Annotated in this window: 12 protein-coding genes; 8 read left to right on the top strand and 4 right to left on the bottom strand. The window is 60.9% G+C overall.

The window, feature by feature from the left end; genetic code table 11:
• Positions 1–106: 106 nt before the first annotated feature.
• The 5 genes from wecB to GY725_08745 are packed head-to-tail and all read left to right on the top strand — an operon-like array spanning position 107 to position 7,770.
• A complete protein-coding gene (wecB, locus tag GY725_08765) occupies positions 107–1,249 on the top strand; it encodes a UDP-N-acetylglucosamine 2-epimerase (non-hydrolyzing) (protein MCP4004273.1) in 1,143 nt (380 codons plus the stop codon).
• A complete protein-coding gene (locus tag GY725_08760; GenBank protein MCP4004272.1) occupies positions 1,246–2,727 on the top strand; it encodes a methyltransferase domain-containing protein in 1,482 nt (493 codons plus the stop codon). The genes wecB and GY725_08760 overlap by 4 nt, the downstream gene beginning before the upstream one ends.
• A complete protein-coding gene (locus tag GY725_08755) occupies positions 2,714–5,896 on the top strand; it encodes a glycosyltransferase (protein ID MCP4004271.1) in 3,183 nt (1,060 codons plus the stop codon). Before GY725_08760 ends, GY725_08755 begins: the two co-directional genes overlap by 14 nt.
• 25 nt (positions 5,897–5,921) lie before the next feature.
• Positions 5,922–6,731: an NTP transferase domain-containing protein gene (locus GY725_08750; GenBank protein MCP4004270.1), complete on the top strand. Its 810-nt coding sequence runs from the start codon at positions 5,922–5,924 to the stop codon at positions 6,729–6,731.
• A gap of 4 nt (positions 6,732–6,735) precedes the next feature.
• Positions 6,736–7,770 carry a hypothetical protein gene (locus GY725_08745; GenBank protein ID MCP4004269.1) on the top strand — a complete coding sequence of 345 codons (1,035 nt, stop codon included), beginning with the start codon at positions 6,736–6,738 and terminating at the stop codon, positions 7,768–7,770.
• On the opposite strand, the gene GY725_08740 is transcribed toward GY725_08745, so the two are convergent.
• A complete protein-coding gene (locus tag GY725_08740) occupies positions 7,762–9,237 on the bottom strand; it encodes a DUF362 domain-containing protein (protein ID MCP4004268.1) in 1,476 nt (491 codons plus the stop codon). The genes GY725_08745 and GY725_08740 overlap by 9 nt on opposite strands.
• A 1-nt stretch (position 9,238) precedes the next feature.
• On the bottom strand, positions 9,239–10,273 hold the full coding sequence (locus tag GY725_08735; protein MCP4004267.1) for an asparagine synthase: 1,035 nt from the start codon (positions 10,271–10,273) through the stop codon (positions 9,239–9,241).
• Between the two features lie 214 nt (positions 10,274–10,487).
• On the opposite strand from GY725_08735, the gene GY725_08730 reads away from it, so the two are divergent.
• Positions 10,488–12,608 carry a PQQ-dependent dehydrogenase, methanol/ethanol family gene (locus GY725_08730; GenBank protein MCP4004266.1) on the top strand — a complete coding sequence of 707 codons (2,121 nt, stop codon included), beginning with the start codon at positions 10,488–10,490 and terminating at the stop codon, positions 12,606–12,608.
• A gap of 29 nt (positions 12,609–12,637) precedes the next feature.
• Here the strand turns inward: GY725_08730 and GY725_08725 are convergent, their stop codons facing one another.
• Positions 12,638–13,234 carry a TetR/AcrR family transcriptional regulator gene (locus tag GY725_08725; protein ID MCP4004265.1) on the bottom strand — a complete coding sequence of 199 codons (597 nt, stop codon included), beginning with the start codon at positions 13,232–13,234 and terminating at the stop codon, positions 12,638–12,640.
• A gap of 204 nt (positions 13,235–13,438) precedes the next feature.
• Here GY725_08725 and GY725_08720 point away from each other — a divergent pair, with 204 nt between their 5' ends.
• A complete protein-coding gene (locus GY725_08720; protein ID MCP4004264.1) occupies positions 13,439–14,563 on the top strand; it encodes a DUF2855 family protein in 1,125 nt (374 codons plus the stop codon).
• A 58-nt stretch (positions 14,564–14,621) separates the two neighbouring features.
• Entirely contained in the window at positions 14,622–15,695 is a 1,074-nt protein-coding gene (locus tag GY725_08715; GenBank protein ID MCP4004263.1) for an MBL fold metallo-hydrolase, read from the top strand.
• Between the two features lie 4 nt (positions 15,696–15,699).
• Here the strand turns inward: GY725_08715 and GY725_08710 are convergent, their stop codons facing one another.
• Entirely contained in the window at positions 15,700–16,776 is a 1,077-nt protein-coding gene (locus tag GY725_08710; protein ID MCP4004262.1) for a glutathione S-transferase family protein, read from the bottom strand.
• Positions 16,777–16,786 lie beyond the last annotated feature (10 nt).

The following is a 16,786-nucleotide window of genomic DNA, read 5'->3' as shown; positions in this document are numbered from 1 at the left end:
GGGAATATAGCGCTTGTGTCGCCGCGATTGCTCGGTCGGTCGCAGGAACTGCTTTTGCCTGCTTCTACGTTCAAGTGCAAGCCGATGTTGCCGATTCGTGTAGGTGATGAAGGCAGCGAACGCAACGGGCCGGCGCCGGGTACTGGTCGTATTCGGGACGCGCCCAGAAGCGATCAAGATGGCGCCACTGATCTCTGCTCTTCGCGCCCGAGCACAGGACTTCGATGTGCGCATCTGCGTCACCTCGCAGCATCGCCAGATGCTCGACCAGGCACTGGCGGTCTTCGGTCTGAAGGCCGATTTCGATCTGGATCTGATGCGAGAGAATCAGGACCTGAACGGGCTCTTCGCGCGCACCGTCGAAGCGGTGTCGGGTGTGGTGAACGAAGTGCGCCCGGATTGGGTCGTGGTCCAGGGAGACACCACTACGACCTTTGCGGCGGCCCTGTGTGCTTTTCACGCTCACGTGCCCGTCGCGCACGTAGAGGCCGGCCTGCGCACCGGCGACCTGGATGCGCCCTTCCCCGAAGAACTGAACCGACGCATCGTCGACGTGTTCGCGCGTCTTTGCCTGGCACCCACGGAGTCTTCCGCGCAGAACCTGCTGGCCGAGGGCATACCCAGGGATCGCGTCGTCGTCACCGGGAACACCGGTCTCGACGCGTTGCGCATGGCGATCGATCTGCCCCACGACTCGGCCGCGCGCATCCTCGACCCCCTGTCGGATCGCAAGATCACCCTTGTGACGGTACACCGACGCGAGAGCTTTGGCGCGCCACTCGAGCGGATCTGTGACGCCCTGCGCACACTCGCGCACGAACGAGGCCAAACAACGACGATTCTTCTACCGGTCCACCCCAATCCGCAGGTTTCGGAACTCGTACACTCGCGACTCGGCGGCATCGATGGCATCACGCTTGTCGAACCCCTCGACTACGGCTGCTTCGCCCAGGTGCTCGATCGCTCGCATATGGTCCTGACGGACTCGGGCGGAATCCAGGAAGAGGCGGCCAGCCTGGGCAAACCTGCGCTGGTCATGCGCGAAACGACCGAACGCAACGAAGGCCTGGAAGGCGGAAATGCCATCCTGGTAGGTAGCGATCCCAAACGCATCGTCGCAGAGGCGAAACACCTTCTGGACGATCCGGATGCGCACGCCAAGATGGCTCACCCGAGCGACGCATATGGTGACGGCCACGCTTCCGAAAGAATCTGTGAAGCGTTGCTCGCAGCGGCGAGGCCCGCATGAGTTTAACCTCCGAGGCTGCGAAATGGATTCGCAACAACACGCTTCCGGGTGAGGGAATCGTGATCACCTCACACCAGCGACTCTGCTACCCCGAGGTGACCGGCTACTTCATACCTACTCTGCTGTCGCTAGGTGAACGCGGACTGGCTCTTCAGTACGGACGCTGGCTGGTCGGTGAACAGAGATCCGACGGGTCGTTCGCAGGGGCCGGAAGTGCGTCTGGCTTCGCCTTCGACACCGGCCAGGTGATTCGCGGCTGGATAGAGCTGGTGGACTCCGCGCCCGAACTCGAGATGCCATTGCGCCGGGCCTGCAATTGGATGCTCGAAGCTGCGGACTCCTTCAACGGCCGGCTTCCGGTACCCGAGGCGGGCGGTGCGTGGTCGCTCGGAACTCGAGGAGAAGTGAGCGAAGCCATCCACCTGTACACACTCGATCCTTTGCGACGCGCGGGAGAACACCTCGACGAAAAGAGTTACACGCAGTTTGCCGAACGCTCGCGCGATTTCTATCTGCGTTCCATCCCGCTGACGAACTTCGAAAGACCGGAGTGCCTGACCCACTTCTATGCCTACGTACAGCAGGCCCTGATCGAACTGGGTTGCGAAGAAGTGGCCGCCGAGGGGATGCAGGCCGTGGCGCACTTCCAGCAAACGAATGGCGCTGTTCCCGGATACGCGGGTGTTCCCTGGGTATGTTCCACCGGCCTGGCTCAACTTGCCTGGGTCTGGTTGCAGTTGGGCGAGCAAGAGCGCGCTAGCGCGGCACTCGACTTTCTGAGAAACCTCCAGAATCCCAGCGGTGGCTTCTTTGGATCCTACGGTCCAGGTGCGAGCTACTTTCCGAGTGAAGAGATCTCCTGGGCCTGCAAGTACGCAATTGAAACCGAGCAGGCGGCAATTGCGGCCCACTTCGACGCGACCGTGTCTGACTACGCGGCGACAATCAGCGAGAACGACGGACGCGCACGGGCGGTCGTCAATCGACTGCAAGCTGTTTCTCCGGCGCGAATTCTCGACGCCGGATGTGGCAAGGGACGCTACGCAACGTTGCTGGCCCGACACTTCCCCGCCGCGCAGATCACCGCTCTCGACGTATCGGCCGAGATGTTGCGTCACGTGCCAGAAGGCATCGAGACCGTACAGCACGGAATGCTCGACCTGCCTTTTGAGGATGAGAGCTTCGACGCCGTGCTCTGCGTCGAAGCTCTGGAGCACTCCGTGCGACCGGACGAGGCACTGCGCGAGATGGTTCGCGTTCTCCGACCGGGAGGCTGCCTGGTGATCATCGATAAGAATCGCCAGAAGCAGGGGCAGTTGCAGATCGAATCCTGGGAACAGTGGTTCTACCCGGAAGATCTGATGTGTCGACTGGCTGCACTGGGAATTCAGGGAAGATCCGAACTCATCGCCTACGAAGACCACCGGGAGGCCGATGGCCTCTTCGTGTGCTGGAGCGGAATCCGTGTCTCTGACTGACACTTCGAAACCGCGCGTCAGCGTCGTGCTACCGACCTTCAATCGGGCGTCCATGCTTCCGCTTTCCCTCGAGAGTATCCTGAACCAGACCTACCAGGACTACGAGGTGATCGTCGTCGACGATGGTTCGACCGACGGCACCGCTGCGTTGCTTGATTCCGTCCAGCATCCCCGATTGCGAGTTCTCTACCAGGAGAACAAGCGACTGCCGCGCGCCTTGAATGCGGGCTTTGACGAAGCCAGGGGCGAGCTGTTGACCTGGATCTCGTCGGACAACTACTGCGCTCCGATGTTCCTCGAAGCTCTGGTCGGCGCACTCGACGCCTTTCCCGAAGCAGGCTTCGCAAGCTCGGCCTTCGCATGGATTGACGAACAGGCGCAGATCACCCGCTTCACACGCGATCAGGACCTGAGCTATCGAGGTTTCCTGTGCATGAATCCGGGGACGGCCTCTTTCATGTACCGGCGCGAAATCCAGGAACAAGTCGGTAGCTACGCCCCAGAACTCGAAGGTGCCGAAGACTGGGACATGTGGCTGCGTCTAGTCGAAAGGGCGCCCGCCGTATACGTACCGGAGATCCTGTACTACTACCGAGAACACCCCAATAGCATGACCGGGCAGATGCCGGAACGCGTGTTCAAGGCCAGCCAGACGGTATTTCAACAGGCGCTGCAGCGTGCAGGAAACGAGTTGACGCTCGCGCAGCTCTACCCGGTTCTGAGCTCCGGAATCAGCCCCGATGATGAAGCCGACGCCTGCCACGATTTCGGTACACGCCTGCTGCGTTCCCCGTTCTGCAATCCAGAACTGGCCGCGGCCTTCCTCGAAGCGGCCTTCAAGCGACGGCCGGACTCCGGAGAAATCGCGGCGTGTCTCGCCGTGGCCTGCGCCCGTTCGGGACACGAGGCGCGCACCCGAGAGTTGTGTGAAATGCTGGGTATTGGAGACCCGGCGACACTCCCGGTGATCGGACCCGATCCACAGAATTTCCGCGCTCTTCAGGAGGAGCAGCGACGCGAATTCTCATGGACTGCATCGGCGACTACGGAGATCGGCTCACTCGATGCCATCAGCTTCTGCATCATCAGTGCCGGACAGCGGCCGGAGATGCTGGACGCAGTCGTGGAGAGCATTCGAGCTCAGAACATTCCGAACGCCGAGATCCTGGTGTCCGGCGCTGGAACAGTTCCCGAAGGAGCGCGGAAGATCGAAGCCGGCGAGGCCGCCGCGGCAGGACGCCTGGGAGAGATGCGCAATCGTGCGGTTTCCGAGGCAAAGCATCCGGTACTGGTCATCATGGACGACGACATACTCCTGGAGCCGGGCTGGTACGAGGGTCTTTGTTCGCACGGCCCGGACTTTGACATCCTGACCTCTCAGCTGCGCGTTCCCGATGGCTCGCGTTACTGGGATCACGCGACCTTTGGAGGACCGCGCGGCCATTGCATGCTTGCTCCATGGGAGTCCGACGAGCACTCCTATATGACGGGTGGCGGCGCGTGGGTCATGCAGCGACGTGTGGCCGATGCTGTGCATTGGGACGAGCAGCGAGCCTTCTACGAGGAAGAAGACATCGACTTCTCACGACGCTGCAGAGAGGCTGGCTTTCGAATCACGCACAATTCAGAAAGCTGTGCGATCCACGCCGACGGGAGCTACACGTGCATCGGACGGCATACCTTCCGGCGCTCGGAGGATCGCGATGTCGGCTGGTTGCACAGCAAGCTTGGAAACGCAGAGGCATCGGAGGTGCTCGAACTGGCCAACACTCTACTGGGTGAAGGTCAATTGGCCGAAGCAGCCGACTGCATCCGCTTCGTGATCGAATGCGAACCCGGAGTGGCTTCGGTGCGCGAGTTGTGGTCTCAGCTCGAAGCTCAGAACGGTGGAGCGTTGCCGGACAATCGCTGGTCGAGTACCGGTGATTCCGAGATCGTGCAAGTGCTTCGCAGATTCGGTTTGGGTATCGAACGCTCGCGCTGCAGGATCGTGGGCAAGAGTTCCGCAGGACCATCGGAACTGGGATTCAATGTCTTCGGATTTCTGAGTGGAAACCTCGGACTCGGCGTAAGTGCGCGCCAGATTGTGCGCCTGCTGAGAGAATCGGGACATCGCGTCTGTCCGGTCGACATCAAGGTCGGTGGGGGTCGCGCCGACCACGTACCGTTTTCGGCCCGCTCACTCGAGGAACAGACCCCTTGGCCGGTGAACCTCTTCATCCTGAACCCGAGTGATCTCTCCCTGGTCCTTCCAAATCCGCCGCAAGCGATCCGCTGCCAGGATCGCGTAAATGTGTGTCTGCCCTTCTGGGAACTCACCCGCATTCCCCCGGGCTGGCAGGCGATGCTCGAATCGATGGACGTGGTGCTCGCAGCGAGTCGCTTCATCGAAGGTTCGTTTCTCGCTTCTCTCTCCAACGTCGCTGTACGCTATTTCCCTCAGCCACTCTTCGTGGATGCCGTCGGGCCGCCCGACCGTGCCGGCTGGGGGCTTCCGGAAGAAGCGACGGTTTTCGTCACGAGCTTTGAAATGGCCAGTGACATCAATCGCAAGAATCCTTTCGCCGCGATCGAGGCCTTCGAACGGACCTTCGCACCGGGTGACAATGCCCGACTCGTCGTCAAGGTGAACAACTCACACAGCTGCCCGAGTTTTGACGTGCATGTCCGCGAACTGGAAAGCCGCGCTGCAGCGAGGCCTGACATCTTGATTCTCGATCGGGTACTGAGCTACTCGGAGGTGATGTCTCTGTATGAAACTGCAGACGTCATGGTCTCATTGCACCGGGCCGAAGGTCTGGGACTGTCCCTGCTCGAGGCTATGGCTTTAGGCAAGCCAGTCATCGCCACGGGCTGGTCGGGAAATCTGGACTTCATGGACGACGACAACTCCTGCCTGGTCGGGCACACACTGGTTCCGGTGCATTCGACCACCCAGGCCGCCTACCTGCCGGAGTTCACCGGGCCCGACGCCGTCTGGGCGGAACCTTCCATCCCCGAGGCCGTCGACTGGATGGCCCGCCTGCACGACGATCCGGAACTGCGCAAGGCAATCGGCAAGCGCGCAGGGGCGGCCTTCGCCCGTCGAATGGAATCCATCGATCCTTCGGGCCTGGTCGCGGCCGTGCGCCGGGCCGCAGTATTGAAGGGTCTCCCCGAGATTCACTGAGTTCCTATTCAACACGGAGCGGATCATGAAGATCATCATCCTTGCAGCGGGAAAGGGCGAACGGCTCATGCCGCTGACCCGCAACACACCCAAGCCGCTGCTCGACATGGGCAACGGGCTGACTCTGATCGAAGAGCAGCTCGCCAGCCTGCGCGATTCTCGAATCGTTGACGAAGTCGTGCTAGTGATCGGACACCTCGCGGAGCAGATCGAAGCGAAGATCAAGACCTACGACGTAGACGGATTGCGCGTCAGAACGGTCTTCAACCCGTTCTATGCCATCTCAAACAACTTGATGTCGTTATGGCTGGCTCGCCACGAGATGACCTCGGATTTCCTGATCACCAATGGCGACAATCTGTTCACACCGGGCGTTTTCAGCGACTTCTGCGCGGATACCCGCGAGGGCATCTGGCTCGCGACCAGCGAAAAGGGCGACTACGACTTCGATGATATGAAGGTGAGTTTCGACGAAGGTGCGATTCGTCGCGTCAGCAAGGAGATCGAGGCCGATGAGATCGATGCGGAGTCACCCGGCCTCTGCCTGGTTCGCGGTGAACGGGCCCGCTCGATCTTCGTCGATCACCTGGAGCTTCTGGCGCGTCACTCGTCTTCGATCGATCGCTATTGGCTCGAGGTCTTCAATTGCTTGTACGAGCGAGGCGTACTGGTGCGCCCCTGGACTTTCGACGCTGCCTCGAAATGGCAGGAAGTCGATTTCCACGTGGATGTGGACCGGATGCGCGAACTCGTACGCGGCAGTGTGCGCGAACTGAAAGTGGCCTCGGCCGTGGACGCGGCGCTACGCGCGGATTCCGGAGACGGTTCCGGGTGACCCGATGAAGATCGACCTCTACCACATCGACGCCATGGAAGCGCCGCACTACACGCCATTGTGGCGAGAACTGTGTCGTATGGGCGTGGAGGCGAGGCTGGTCTGCGTACCCGGAAACGAGAACACTGCAGCGGATGGCTGGTTTGACTTCGATCGAACGGCTCAGGCTTATCGCGAACGCGGTATTCCGTTCGATACCCGCGCCGACCCCGAAGCCCACGCAGTTACGACACAGAACGGCGAAATCCTCGCGCGGCATCGCGGCCTACACGTGCGCCTGATGTACGGAGCAGTGGTCTTTCCCATGGCCTGGGGATTGAACGAGATTTCCGTCACCCCCTTCGATCTGATCCTCGCACACGGACTGATGTACACCGAACACTTTGCGCAGTGGAAAGATCCCGAGCGCTTGCTTCTGGCCGGGTTTGCCCGCTACGACGATAGCTTCGCGGGACGCGTCGAGACCGATCCCCTGCAGCGGGAACTGGGAATCGACGGGAAGCGACCCGTACTCGTCTACTTTCCGACGTGGGAGCACAACTCTTCGCTCGATCGCTTCCTGGATTCGGTCAGCGAACTCCAGCGAGACTTCGACGTCGTGATCAAGCCACACCACTGCACGATCCGCATGGAACCGGAGCGCATGCAGCGGATTCGCGCCTCTGGTGCCCGTCTCGCGGAAGGAACCGGCGACCTGGAAATGCTCTTCGCCCTGGCCGACGTGGTTCTCGCAGACGCACGAAGTGGAGCGTTTACGGAGTCGATACTTCTAGGGCGCCCGACTGTGGGACTCGTAGCTGATCCCGCAGAACTCGACCTGTGGTTGCGACCGGTGGGCGCCGATCTCCTGGCCGATCTGTGCACGGAACCGGCCGCCCTCGCGGGACTCGTGACACGCAACGTCCAGGACGCTCCGAGTTTTCCCACGCGCCCGGCCTGGTGCAATCGCGCAGTCGCATTCCGCGACGGCACGGCGGCCAGACACGCCGCTTCTAGCCTGGTCGATGCCCTAGAGCGTTTCGAGAAGGACTCAGGGTAGGAAGGAAGGTCCGGGTTCCTTGGCTTGCGCAGAGAGCGAAGGCCAGCGATACGGTGGCCGGAAGCCCAGGACTTCTCGTTTCGGATCGCGCAGCACTTCGATGTCGAACTCATCCGAAGCAATGCTGATGTCTTCGAGCTTCAGGCCTTCCTGCTGCGACAGGTAGTTCAGATAGGGTATGGCCGATACCCGGTAGTCCATCAGGCGCGCGGCCACCAGATCGACGGCGAGTAGATCTTCACCCGCGACGATCACATGACTGTCCACGGGATGCGGAAAGTGTGGGCCGTCCGTATCTCCACCGACGATGCCATCGACCACGGAAAAGAAACGGGTCTGCTTGCCCCGTTTCGCCCGGACGCGAGCGACGTCGTTTACGAATGCATTGTAGACGTCCACGGTCATCCGCCAGATGGTGTCGTTGGACTCCCAGGCTCCGCGCAACATCCGCCGGTCTTGCGCTTCGACGGAGATCGTTCGGTTGTACCAGCGGCCCAGGGCCGTGGCGTTCAAGAAGTTGCGCAGACGGAAATACAATCGAGACGGCAGAAGATCGCTCAGCAGGTGCTGTAGGTACAGCTTCAGATAGTCGATCTTGCGCGAAGGCGGCGGATACTCGTCACCGCCGAGGAGCGGATAGCCAATTCGCCAATGCACCAGACAGTTCTTGTTGGCGATCGTTCCGATCAGACCCTTGATGTTCAGCGTTGCGCCGACCTTTGCGTGTGCTTTCAATTTCGGGATCGAGATGAACACATCTGCGTCGAGGATCGAGTTCGAAAACACATAGCGATGCCGTCCAAAGAAGTGATGCCTGATCGTCTCGAGTCGGTTCTGGTAGGTACCGCGCAGCAACCACACGGGTACACCTTCGAGCAAAGAGGACCGGCCTAAGTCGATCTCGGTTTCACCTTTTGGGTCTCCGCTGAGTGCACGGCGGCCCTCTTTGAAGCCGTAGTAACGCAAATCGGGCATATGCCAGAAACGCAGGTCCACCACCTCGACTTCTAGTCCGTGGGTGTCGCGGAGATTCCGGGCAAGTGCATCGAGTGAGCAGTGTTCTCGGAGCTTGTCGAAGTCGGCGTCCACGTGCGGATTGTCACCGATCACGATCTTGCCGCGACCTTTCAAAGCGATCGCGACATAGTCAGCCACGGCGCGCAGCACCGAGGGATGGGTCACGACAGAGAACAGGTCCTGGTCGAAGCGGTGACGGTCGTCGACCATATTGGGTTTGATGAATACCGTCTGGCCGGGTGTGATCAGCTGACCCAGAGGATTCCAGTCGCGTTGGCCGAAGTGGGCACCGTCATAGCCTAGCAATGCAAGGGCGTCCCGAACCGCTCGGTAGACGCCGTTGGGCTGCTCGGAGATTGCGCTTCCGGGGTACTCCGGGTATGCGGTATCGGGATCAAAGACCGCCTGCTTCGGATAGGAGGTGCTGGACTTCGCGACCGAGACGAGCACTTCAGTCCTGCGCTTCGCAGCGATCCAGGAAGCGTTCCAGGCACCAGAGCAGCCAGCGCTGGTCCCCGCTGAAGGCGTCGATATCAAAGCGGAGGAACTCATCGCGCTTCGGACCGGACCAGTCCTCCAGCCAGCGATCCATCGGTCGCGCGAACGCGATCTTTTCGGGGATTTCCAGCCCGTGGAAACGGCGTTCGAAGAGCGCACGCAGCACGTACTTCGATTCCCCATTGCGGATGCGCACCAGATCGAGTTCACCTTCGAAGCGCAGGTTTTCGTAGGGTTCGACGAGCGAGATTCCCGCCAGACCCACCGCGTTGTCAAAGGCCTGAATGATTCCCAGGCCGTGCACGCTCTTCAAGAAGGCCTGAGCGTCGATGCCATCGGCCTCGCGGAATGGCTCGAAGACCCTGCGCAGATCCACGGGTTCTTCCAGCACGGCCGCGGGGTCGATGAAGGTATAGCGCGCGACAAACGCGTCGAATGACCAGTCCCGCGCCAGAAGCTTGTCGAGACCTCCGAAGGTGCTGTCCGCGCCATTTCCCACGACCAGACGCGAAAGACCATCGCGCTTCGCCTGCGATGCAGCGACAAATAGAGCCGGTTCGATGGCGTGCAGAGGTGCGGACTTGTTTCGCATCAACGCATCGCAGTCGCGCTGATAGTCCTCCCAACCGACCTGCACGACCTGCAGGTTCAATCCGAGACGCTCGGCGTAGACCTGTGCCATCTGGCTCTCGTCGATCGCGCCTTCGGCCATGAAGCGGATCGTATAGGCGCGCGTTCCGGCAGGCAGATACGACGCGAGGATGGCCGAGTCGATACCGCCGCTGAGCAGGATGCCCGTCTCGGAGTCCGGCGTGACCAGTTCCGCCAGAGCTCGCTCGACCTGGTCTGCATCCACAACCGGAATCTGTTCGTCGAAATCGACCTGTGGAAGTGACGGAGCCAGGCCCGGTTTCCAGGCTTCAGCCTCGCCAATCACATAGCGGTAGGCCAGATATGAACTCAGGCAATACGGATTGAACGCACCCATCACTTCAAGAGAAATTCGCGACGTGCTGCAAGACTGTCAACGCGATGAAGAGGCAGATGCGTCAGTCGGGACGCTTGGCGATCAGGTGCGCTCGGGTGCGCGCGGCCCGGCGGAATCCACGGGGAGCCGCCCGGTTCGCATCTGTGTCAAACTTGCGCGGCCTCTTGACCCCCCTGACTCGGAGTTGATCATTCGCTTCTCCACATTTTCGAGCATTCCCCGCCTGGCGCTGATTTTGGGCCTTTTGCTGCTTGCGGGCTGCGATCGCTCTGGCTCCGGACCCGCCTATGACGCACCGGTTCCGGCGACCGATGTCTCGGGCGACTGGCCGTTGCACGGACGAACTCTCGACGAACAACGACACAGTCCGCTCAATGCAATCCACCGCGGAAACATCGATCAACTCGGGGTGGCCTGGTCCTACGCAACTGGAACGAAGCGCGGTCTCGAAGCAACACCGATCGTGATCGACGGCGTGATGTACGCGACCGGCTCATGGAGTGTCGTATTCGCACTCGACGCTGCTACAGGCAAGGAGCTCTGGCGGTTCGACCCGAAGGTACCCAAGGCCAAGGGGCGAGATGCTTGCTGCGACGTGGTGAACCGCGGAGTCGCAGTGCACGAAGGCCGTGTATTCGTCGGCACGATCGACGGGCGCTTGATTGCACTCGACGCGTTTTCCGGAAACCTGATGTGGGAGACGCTCACGACCGATCCAGAGCAGGCCTACACGATTACGGCCGCGCCACGCGTCGTCAAAGGCAAGGTCATCATCGGCAATGGCGGTGCGGAATTCGGTGTTCGCGGCTACTTTAGCGCATACGACGCGCGCACGGGTGAGCTCGTCTGGCGTTTCTACACGGTACCCGCAAGCTACGAAGGTCCGCACGAGCATCCAGAACTGGAGATGGCTGCGCGCACGTGGTCGAAGGATTCACTCTGGAAGTCGGGCCTCGGTGGAACCGTATGGGATTCCATGGCCTATGACCCGGAACTGGACCTGCTCTACGTCGGCACGGGAAATTCTTCCGTCTATCTCAGGCGTTATCGCAGCCCGGGCGGTGGCGACAACCTCTTTCTCGCTTCGATCCTCGCCGTGCATCCGGACACAGGCCGACTGGCCTGGCACTACCAGACAGTTCCGGGTGAGCACTTCGACTACACGGCGACGCAGCAGATGGTACTGGCCGACCTCGAAATCGAAGGTCGCAAGCGCAAGGTGCTGATGCAGGCACCGAAGAACGGCTTTTTCTACGTGCTCGATCGGGAGACTGGCGAGTTTCTGTCGGCCGAGAAATTCGTACACGTCAGCTGGGCGTCCCACGTCGATTCGAAGACGGGCCGTCCGGTCGAACGCGAAGAAGCCAACTGGGAGGAAGAAAGAAAGTTCATTTCGCCTGCGGTTTTCGGAGCTCACAGCTGGCACCCGATGAGCTTCTCCCCCGACACCGGTCTTGTGTATATACCGGCAATCGAGATGCCCTACATCTTCGACCCCGATCCAAACTTCCAGTTCGTGCACCGTGCCATGAACACGGCGGAGAACTACTCCGCACTGCAGGCGGACTTCCAGAACTTCCAACTGAAGATTCCGAATCCCTGCGGAGCAACCCGGCTTCTGGCCTGGGATCCGGTCGAACAGAAGCTCGAGTGGGAAGTACGCCACGAATCACTGATCCCGGGCGGCGTACTCTCGACCGCCGGTGGATTGATATTCCAGGGCGGTGGGGGCGGAGTCTTTTCGGCCTATGACGCCGAGACTGGCGCGCGGCTCTGGTCGAGCGAAGTCGGCATCGGCATCATGGCCGCGCCCGTCACCTACTCTGTTCGGGGAGAGCAGTACGTTGCAGTTCTGGCTGGAGTCGGCGGTGCCATGGGTCTGAATGCCGAGGGCCACAGTTACGAGAATGAAGGACGTCTGATCGTCTGGAAATTGGGCGGAAATGAGACGATGCCCGACGTTCGAGCAAAACCCGAGGGCCGGGTCACGGTCAAGCGCATCGAAGTGAGTCGAGAAGTCGTTGCCCGAGGTGCAGAAGCGTACGCGCGACACTGCCTGCGCTGTCACGGCATAGGTGCACGCAGCATGGGTCTCCTACCCGACCTGCGCTTTTCGAAATCCGAAGTTCACGAGCAATGGACTGCGATCGTGCTTGGGGGTACGCGCGGCGCTCACGGCATGGCGAGTTTCGCAGACCTGGTGAGCGAGGAGCAGGCGCGGGAGATTCAGGCCTTCGTCATCTCGCGGGCGCACCACGAGCCGGGCGTGATCGAAAACCTGGCGGAGTTCTTTTCGACGCGCGTCTGTATGCCTGTCTCACTCATCACCGATTAGAAGCCGGACGGGTCTTGTAGAGATCGCCTTCAAGCGGGCGCAAACTCGCCCACCAGAGCCAGTACTGAGCGCTCGATCGTGGCGAGCGCGCGTTTCTGGCCCAGGTCCTGCTCGGTTCGAAGACGGTCCCAGGCTTCGAAAGAGGTCAAGAGGTCGAGTGCATCGATCAGGTTTGAAGACTCGCCTTCGAGTTCGGGCAACCAGCGCAGGAGATCCATCCGCAGTTCCTTCACCAAAGCTCCGTGGCGGCCGCGGAGGAAGGGCGAACGCCAGCGCTTGAGCGCACCGGCGCGTTTGTAGACGGCGACGCGCTCGAAGAAGCGACTGCGCACGCGCACCAGCATCTTCACTCGCTCGCGAAGATCCCCTTCGGGTCGGGCCGCCTGGAGCAGAGGCGCGGCCTCTGCACTGACACGCGCATTGATTGCCTCGAATAGCCTCTCTGAGTCCGACAGGTGCCGAAAAACCGTTCGGATCCCCAGACCTGTGAAATCGGCCACCTGCTCTGCGGTCGGCTGCTGAGAACCCTCCTCGATCAACTCCAACATCGCATCGACAATCGCCTCGCGATTGCGCTGGGAGCGCAGCGCCCTTCCGTCGGGCGCAGGCGAGATCGGGCGACTCACTCCCGGATCTGCTCGCGGGTGGTCATGGCTGCGTTTTCGACCTTCATGGAATCCTCCTGAGCGAGGCCTGACACTATTGGCATGATTATGCCATAATCCGCGAACGGACTCCAAATGGGCGAGCATGCCCGGAGTACCCGCCCAAAGCCCCCACCCGCGAATGCACCCGGTGCGCGCGGAGAGAAGGAGTCCGAAATGGCCGGCATTCCCGACACCGATTTCATGGTCAACAAGAGCGACTGGAAGGACTGTCGCTTCCTCTCGGCCGAGATCCCCGCTGAGATTGAAGAGGGACAGGCGCTTCTACGCGTCGATCGATTCGCTTTCACGGCCAATAACATCTCCTACTGCCTGGCGGGCGACTCGCTGAACTACTGGAATTTCTATCCGGCACCCGAAGGTTGGGGACGCATCCCGACCATGGGCTTTGGCGATGTCATCCAGTCAAAACACCCGGATGTAGCGGTCGGGCAGCGCGTCTTCGGCTTCTTCCCGATGTCGAAATACCTGATCGTGCAACCGGCGGCTACGGGAGACGGATTCACCGACACGGCGGCCCATCGGGCCGAGACCGCACCCGTGTACCGCCAGTACTCGCGCACGGATCTGGACCCGAACTACGATCCCGCGCGGGAAGACCAGATTGCGCTGATGCGCGGACTGTTCATGACTTCGTTTCTAGTCGATGACTACATCGCCGACAATGACCATTTCGGAGCTCGCGCGGCGTTGGTTTCCAGTGCGTCGAGCAAGACTTCAATCGCACTGGGCTTCCTGCTTTCGAAGCGCGGCCACGGCCCGGTCATCGGCTTGACCTCCGCAAGCAATGCCTCTTTCGTCGAGAGCCTGGGATTCTACGACCGGGTCGTCACCTACGACCAGATCACGAGCGTTCCCAATGACGTGCCCAGCGTCTTCGTCGACATGGCCGGTAATGCGGAGTTCAAAAGCGCCCTGCACCACCACTTTGGCGACCAGCTCAAACTGAGTTGCAGCGTGGGTGCGACACATTGGGAAAAGGCCGGCGGCGGTAACGTGCTTTCCGGCGGAGGTGCGGATCTGCCCGGACCGAAGCCGGAGTTCTTCTTCGCACCGGGCCAGATCCAGAAACGGGCCAAAGACTGGGGTCCCGCGGGTCTGCAAGAACGTATCGGCCAGGCCTGGGGCGAGTTCGCCAACGCCTCCGACAACTGGTTGAAAGTCGTGCGGGGGTACGGTCCGTCGGTCGTCGAGAAAGTGTTCAAGGACACACTCGAGGGCCGCTGTGCCCCCAACGAAGGCCACGTGATCTCGGTCTGGGACAACGAGTTGGAAGCTTCCGGTAGATAGGATCCACTAGAGCCTTCGAAACGGCCTCACGCCTTACCCGAACCGAAAGGAATCGAATTTGATCCGACGTCTACTCATCGGCCTGGTGTTCGCAATCTTCATGATCGCGGTCACTCTCGTGCTCTTCCGTGGCCCCATCGCCATGACGGTGATGCGCCAGGCCGCACCGCAGATCATGGCAAGTGATTTCGTCGGATCGCTCGACGACGGCCTGCACGTGTTGTTATGCGGCGCCGGTGGTCCACTCCCCGATCCGCAACGCTCGGGACCCTGTGTCACGGTGATCGCGGGCAAGTCCGTATACGTGGTGGATGCAGGTAGCGGAGGAAGCCGCAATATGCAGCAAATGGGCGTACCGCCCGGCCTCACAGAAGCGCTCTTCCTGACCCACTTCCACTCCGACCACATCGACGGCCTGGGGGAACTCTCCATGCAGCGCTGGGCGGGTTCCGGCCGGGACAGCCCATTACCGGTGCACGCCCCCGGTGGCGTGGAAGAAGTAGTCGACGGTTTCAATCTCGCCTACCGACACGATCAGGGTTATCGCATCGCTCATCACGGTGCGGAAACGGTCGTTCCGAGCGGTGCAGGCCTCAAAGCCGTGCCCTTCCCTCTTCCCACGCAGCGCAAATCGATCGTTCTGATCAGCGAAGCCGGTTTGCGCGTCAGCGCATTCCAGGTCGAGCACGCTCCGGTGGATCCCGCCGTCGGTTATCGATTCGACTACGGCGGTCGTTCGGTCGTGATCAGTGGCGACACCTCGAAATCCGATAACTTGATCTTTCACGCCCGCGGTGTGGATCTACTGATCCACGAGGCGCTGGACGACAAGATCGTCGGAGTACTGGAAGAAACAGCAACAGAACTCGACCGCCCGCGCCTGAAGAAGATCCTGTCCGACATCCCGGGCTACCACACATCACCGGTCGAAGCGGCGGAGGCCGCAGAAGAAGCCGGTGCAAGCCACCTTCTGTACTACCACGTCGTACCGCCGCTGATTCTCCCGGGCATGTCGGCAGTTTTCCTCGAGGGAACTGCGAAAGCATTCAGTGGAGACATCACGCTAGGTGTCGACGGTACAATGATCTCGATGCCGCGGGATTCGCAGAGCATCGAAGTTTCAAAACAGTAGTGTGCTAGCTGATCAGCGGCTCGCAGCCGGTTCCTGCCAGGATCTTGTCGACGATGGCCCGGTCGCTGGTCTGGAGTCCGGCGTAGTGCTTGCGCAACTCGACGAGACACTTCCCCTGATAAGGGAAGGGTTTCTGTATCCAGGGACGTCCGTCGATCTCACATTCGACCTTTTCGGCGCCCGTCTCGAGTGCCCTGGCGTTCGCCAGAAGGAACGGGGTGTAGACGCGACCCAACTCGCCGAGGAGCGCGCGTAGCCGATCGCTGATTGCATCGCGAGACGTCCAGTCCGATTCATCCGCTTCCAGGCCTGAGAGATCCTCTACGAGATCGAGCCAGGCCACGACGCGGTGGAATTTCGCGCGCGCGACCGCCAGCGGTGTGGGGTCGACCTGGATCAACTGGGTCAACTGGCCGAAGAGTCCGAAATCGCACGAAGACGGGCGGTCGCCGAGCACGAAGGCCGACTCTTCGAGTCGCTCGGACAGGAGCTTCAACAGGCGCTTGTAACTCTGCTCGATGACCGGGCCGGTCGTCTCGTTCGAACCGACGACCCAGAGTCGCTCGACCTGGCGGTCTGCGAACTGCTTCGCCATCGGCCGAATCTCTTCGTCGTTCAGATCGAATCTATGCCAGTACGGCAGTACGCGACTGGCGTACTCCACATCCTGCGAGAAGGCCCAGCGGTAGTGAAACATGCACTTCGTGAGCCACTCATCGGCGTAGTCCTCGATCAGCGCATCGATGAACGCGAGTGCGGGGTCTGGCGGGATGACCGAGCGCTCCTTGTACTCACCTTCGAGACGCCGAATCAACGGCGTGGTATCGATTGCGGCTTCACTGTACGAACCGTCCGAACCCGGAAACACCAGGATGGGAATGAGAGAAACCGGAGTCTTTGGAACGTGGCCCTGGTGCTTCGAGCCGCGCTGAATCCAGACGTGGGGAATGCGACGGTAGCGCAACACCGAACGCAGCTTGCGACTGTACGGCGAACCCGGGGCACCGAGGATCTTGATGGGGAGTGACAATCTGGCCTCCTTTCCGAACGGCCTAGCCGGTCGGGAAATACTGACAGCCATTGTGCCAGAA

The sequence above is a fragment of the bacterium genome (genome assembly GCA_024226335.1).
Taxonomy (GTDB): domain Bacteria; phylum Myxococcota_A; class UBA9160; order SZUA-336; family SZUA-336; genus JAAELY01.
This window is presented reverse-complemented; position numbering and strand designations above follow the sequence as displayed.

Excerpts from the sequence above, each read along its gene's own strand:
- GY725_08735 (MCP4004267.1), bottom strand. The coding sequence starts at position 10,273 with ATGGGTGCGTTCAATCCGTATTGCCTGAGTTCATATCTGGCCTACCGC.
- GY725_08710 (MCP4004262.1), bottom strand. The coding sequence starts at position 16,776 with ATGGCTGTCAGTATTTCCCGACCGGCTAGGCCGTTCGGAAAGGAGGCC.
- GY725_08760 (MCP4004272.1), top strand. The coding sequence starts at position 1,246 with ATGAGTTTAACCTCCGAGGCTGCGAAATGGATTCGCAACAACACGCTT.
- wecB (MCP4004273.1), top strand. The coding sequence starts at position 107 with ATGAAGGCAGCGAACGCAACGGGCCGGCGCCGGGTACTGGTCGTATTC.
- GY725_08745 (MCP4004269.1), top strand. The coding sequence starts at position 6,736 with ATGAAGATCGACCTCTACCACATCGACGCCATGGAAGCGCCGCACTAC.
- GY725_08750 (MCP4004270.1), top strand. The coding sequence starts at position 5,922 with ATGAAGATCATCATCCTTGCAGCGGGAAAGGGCGAACGGCTCATGCCG.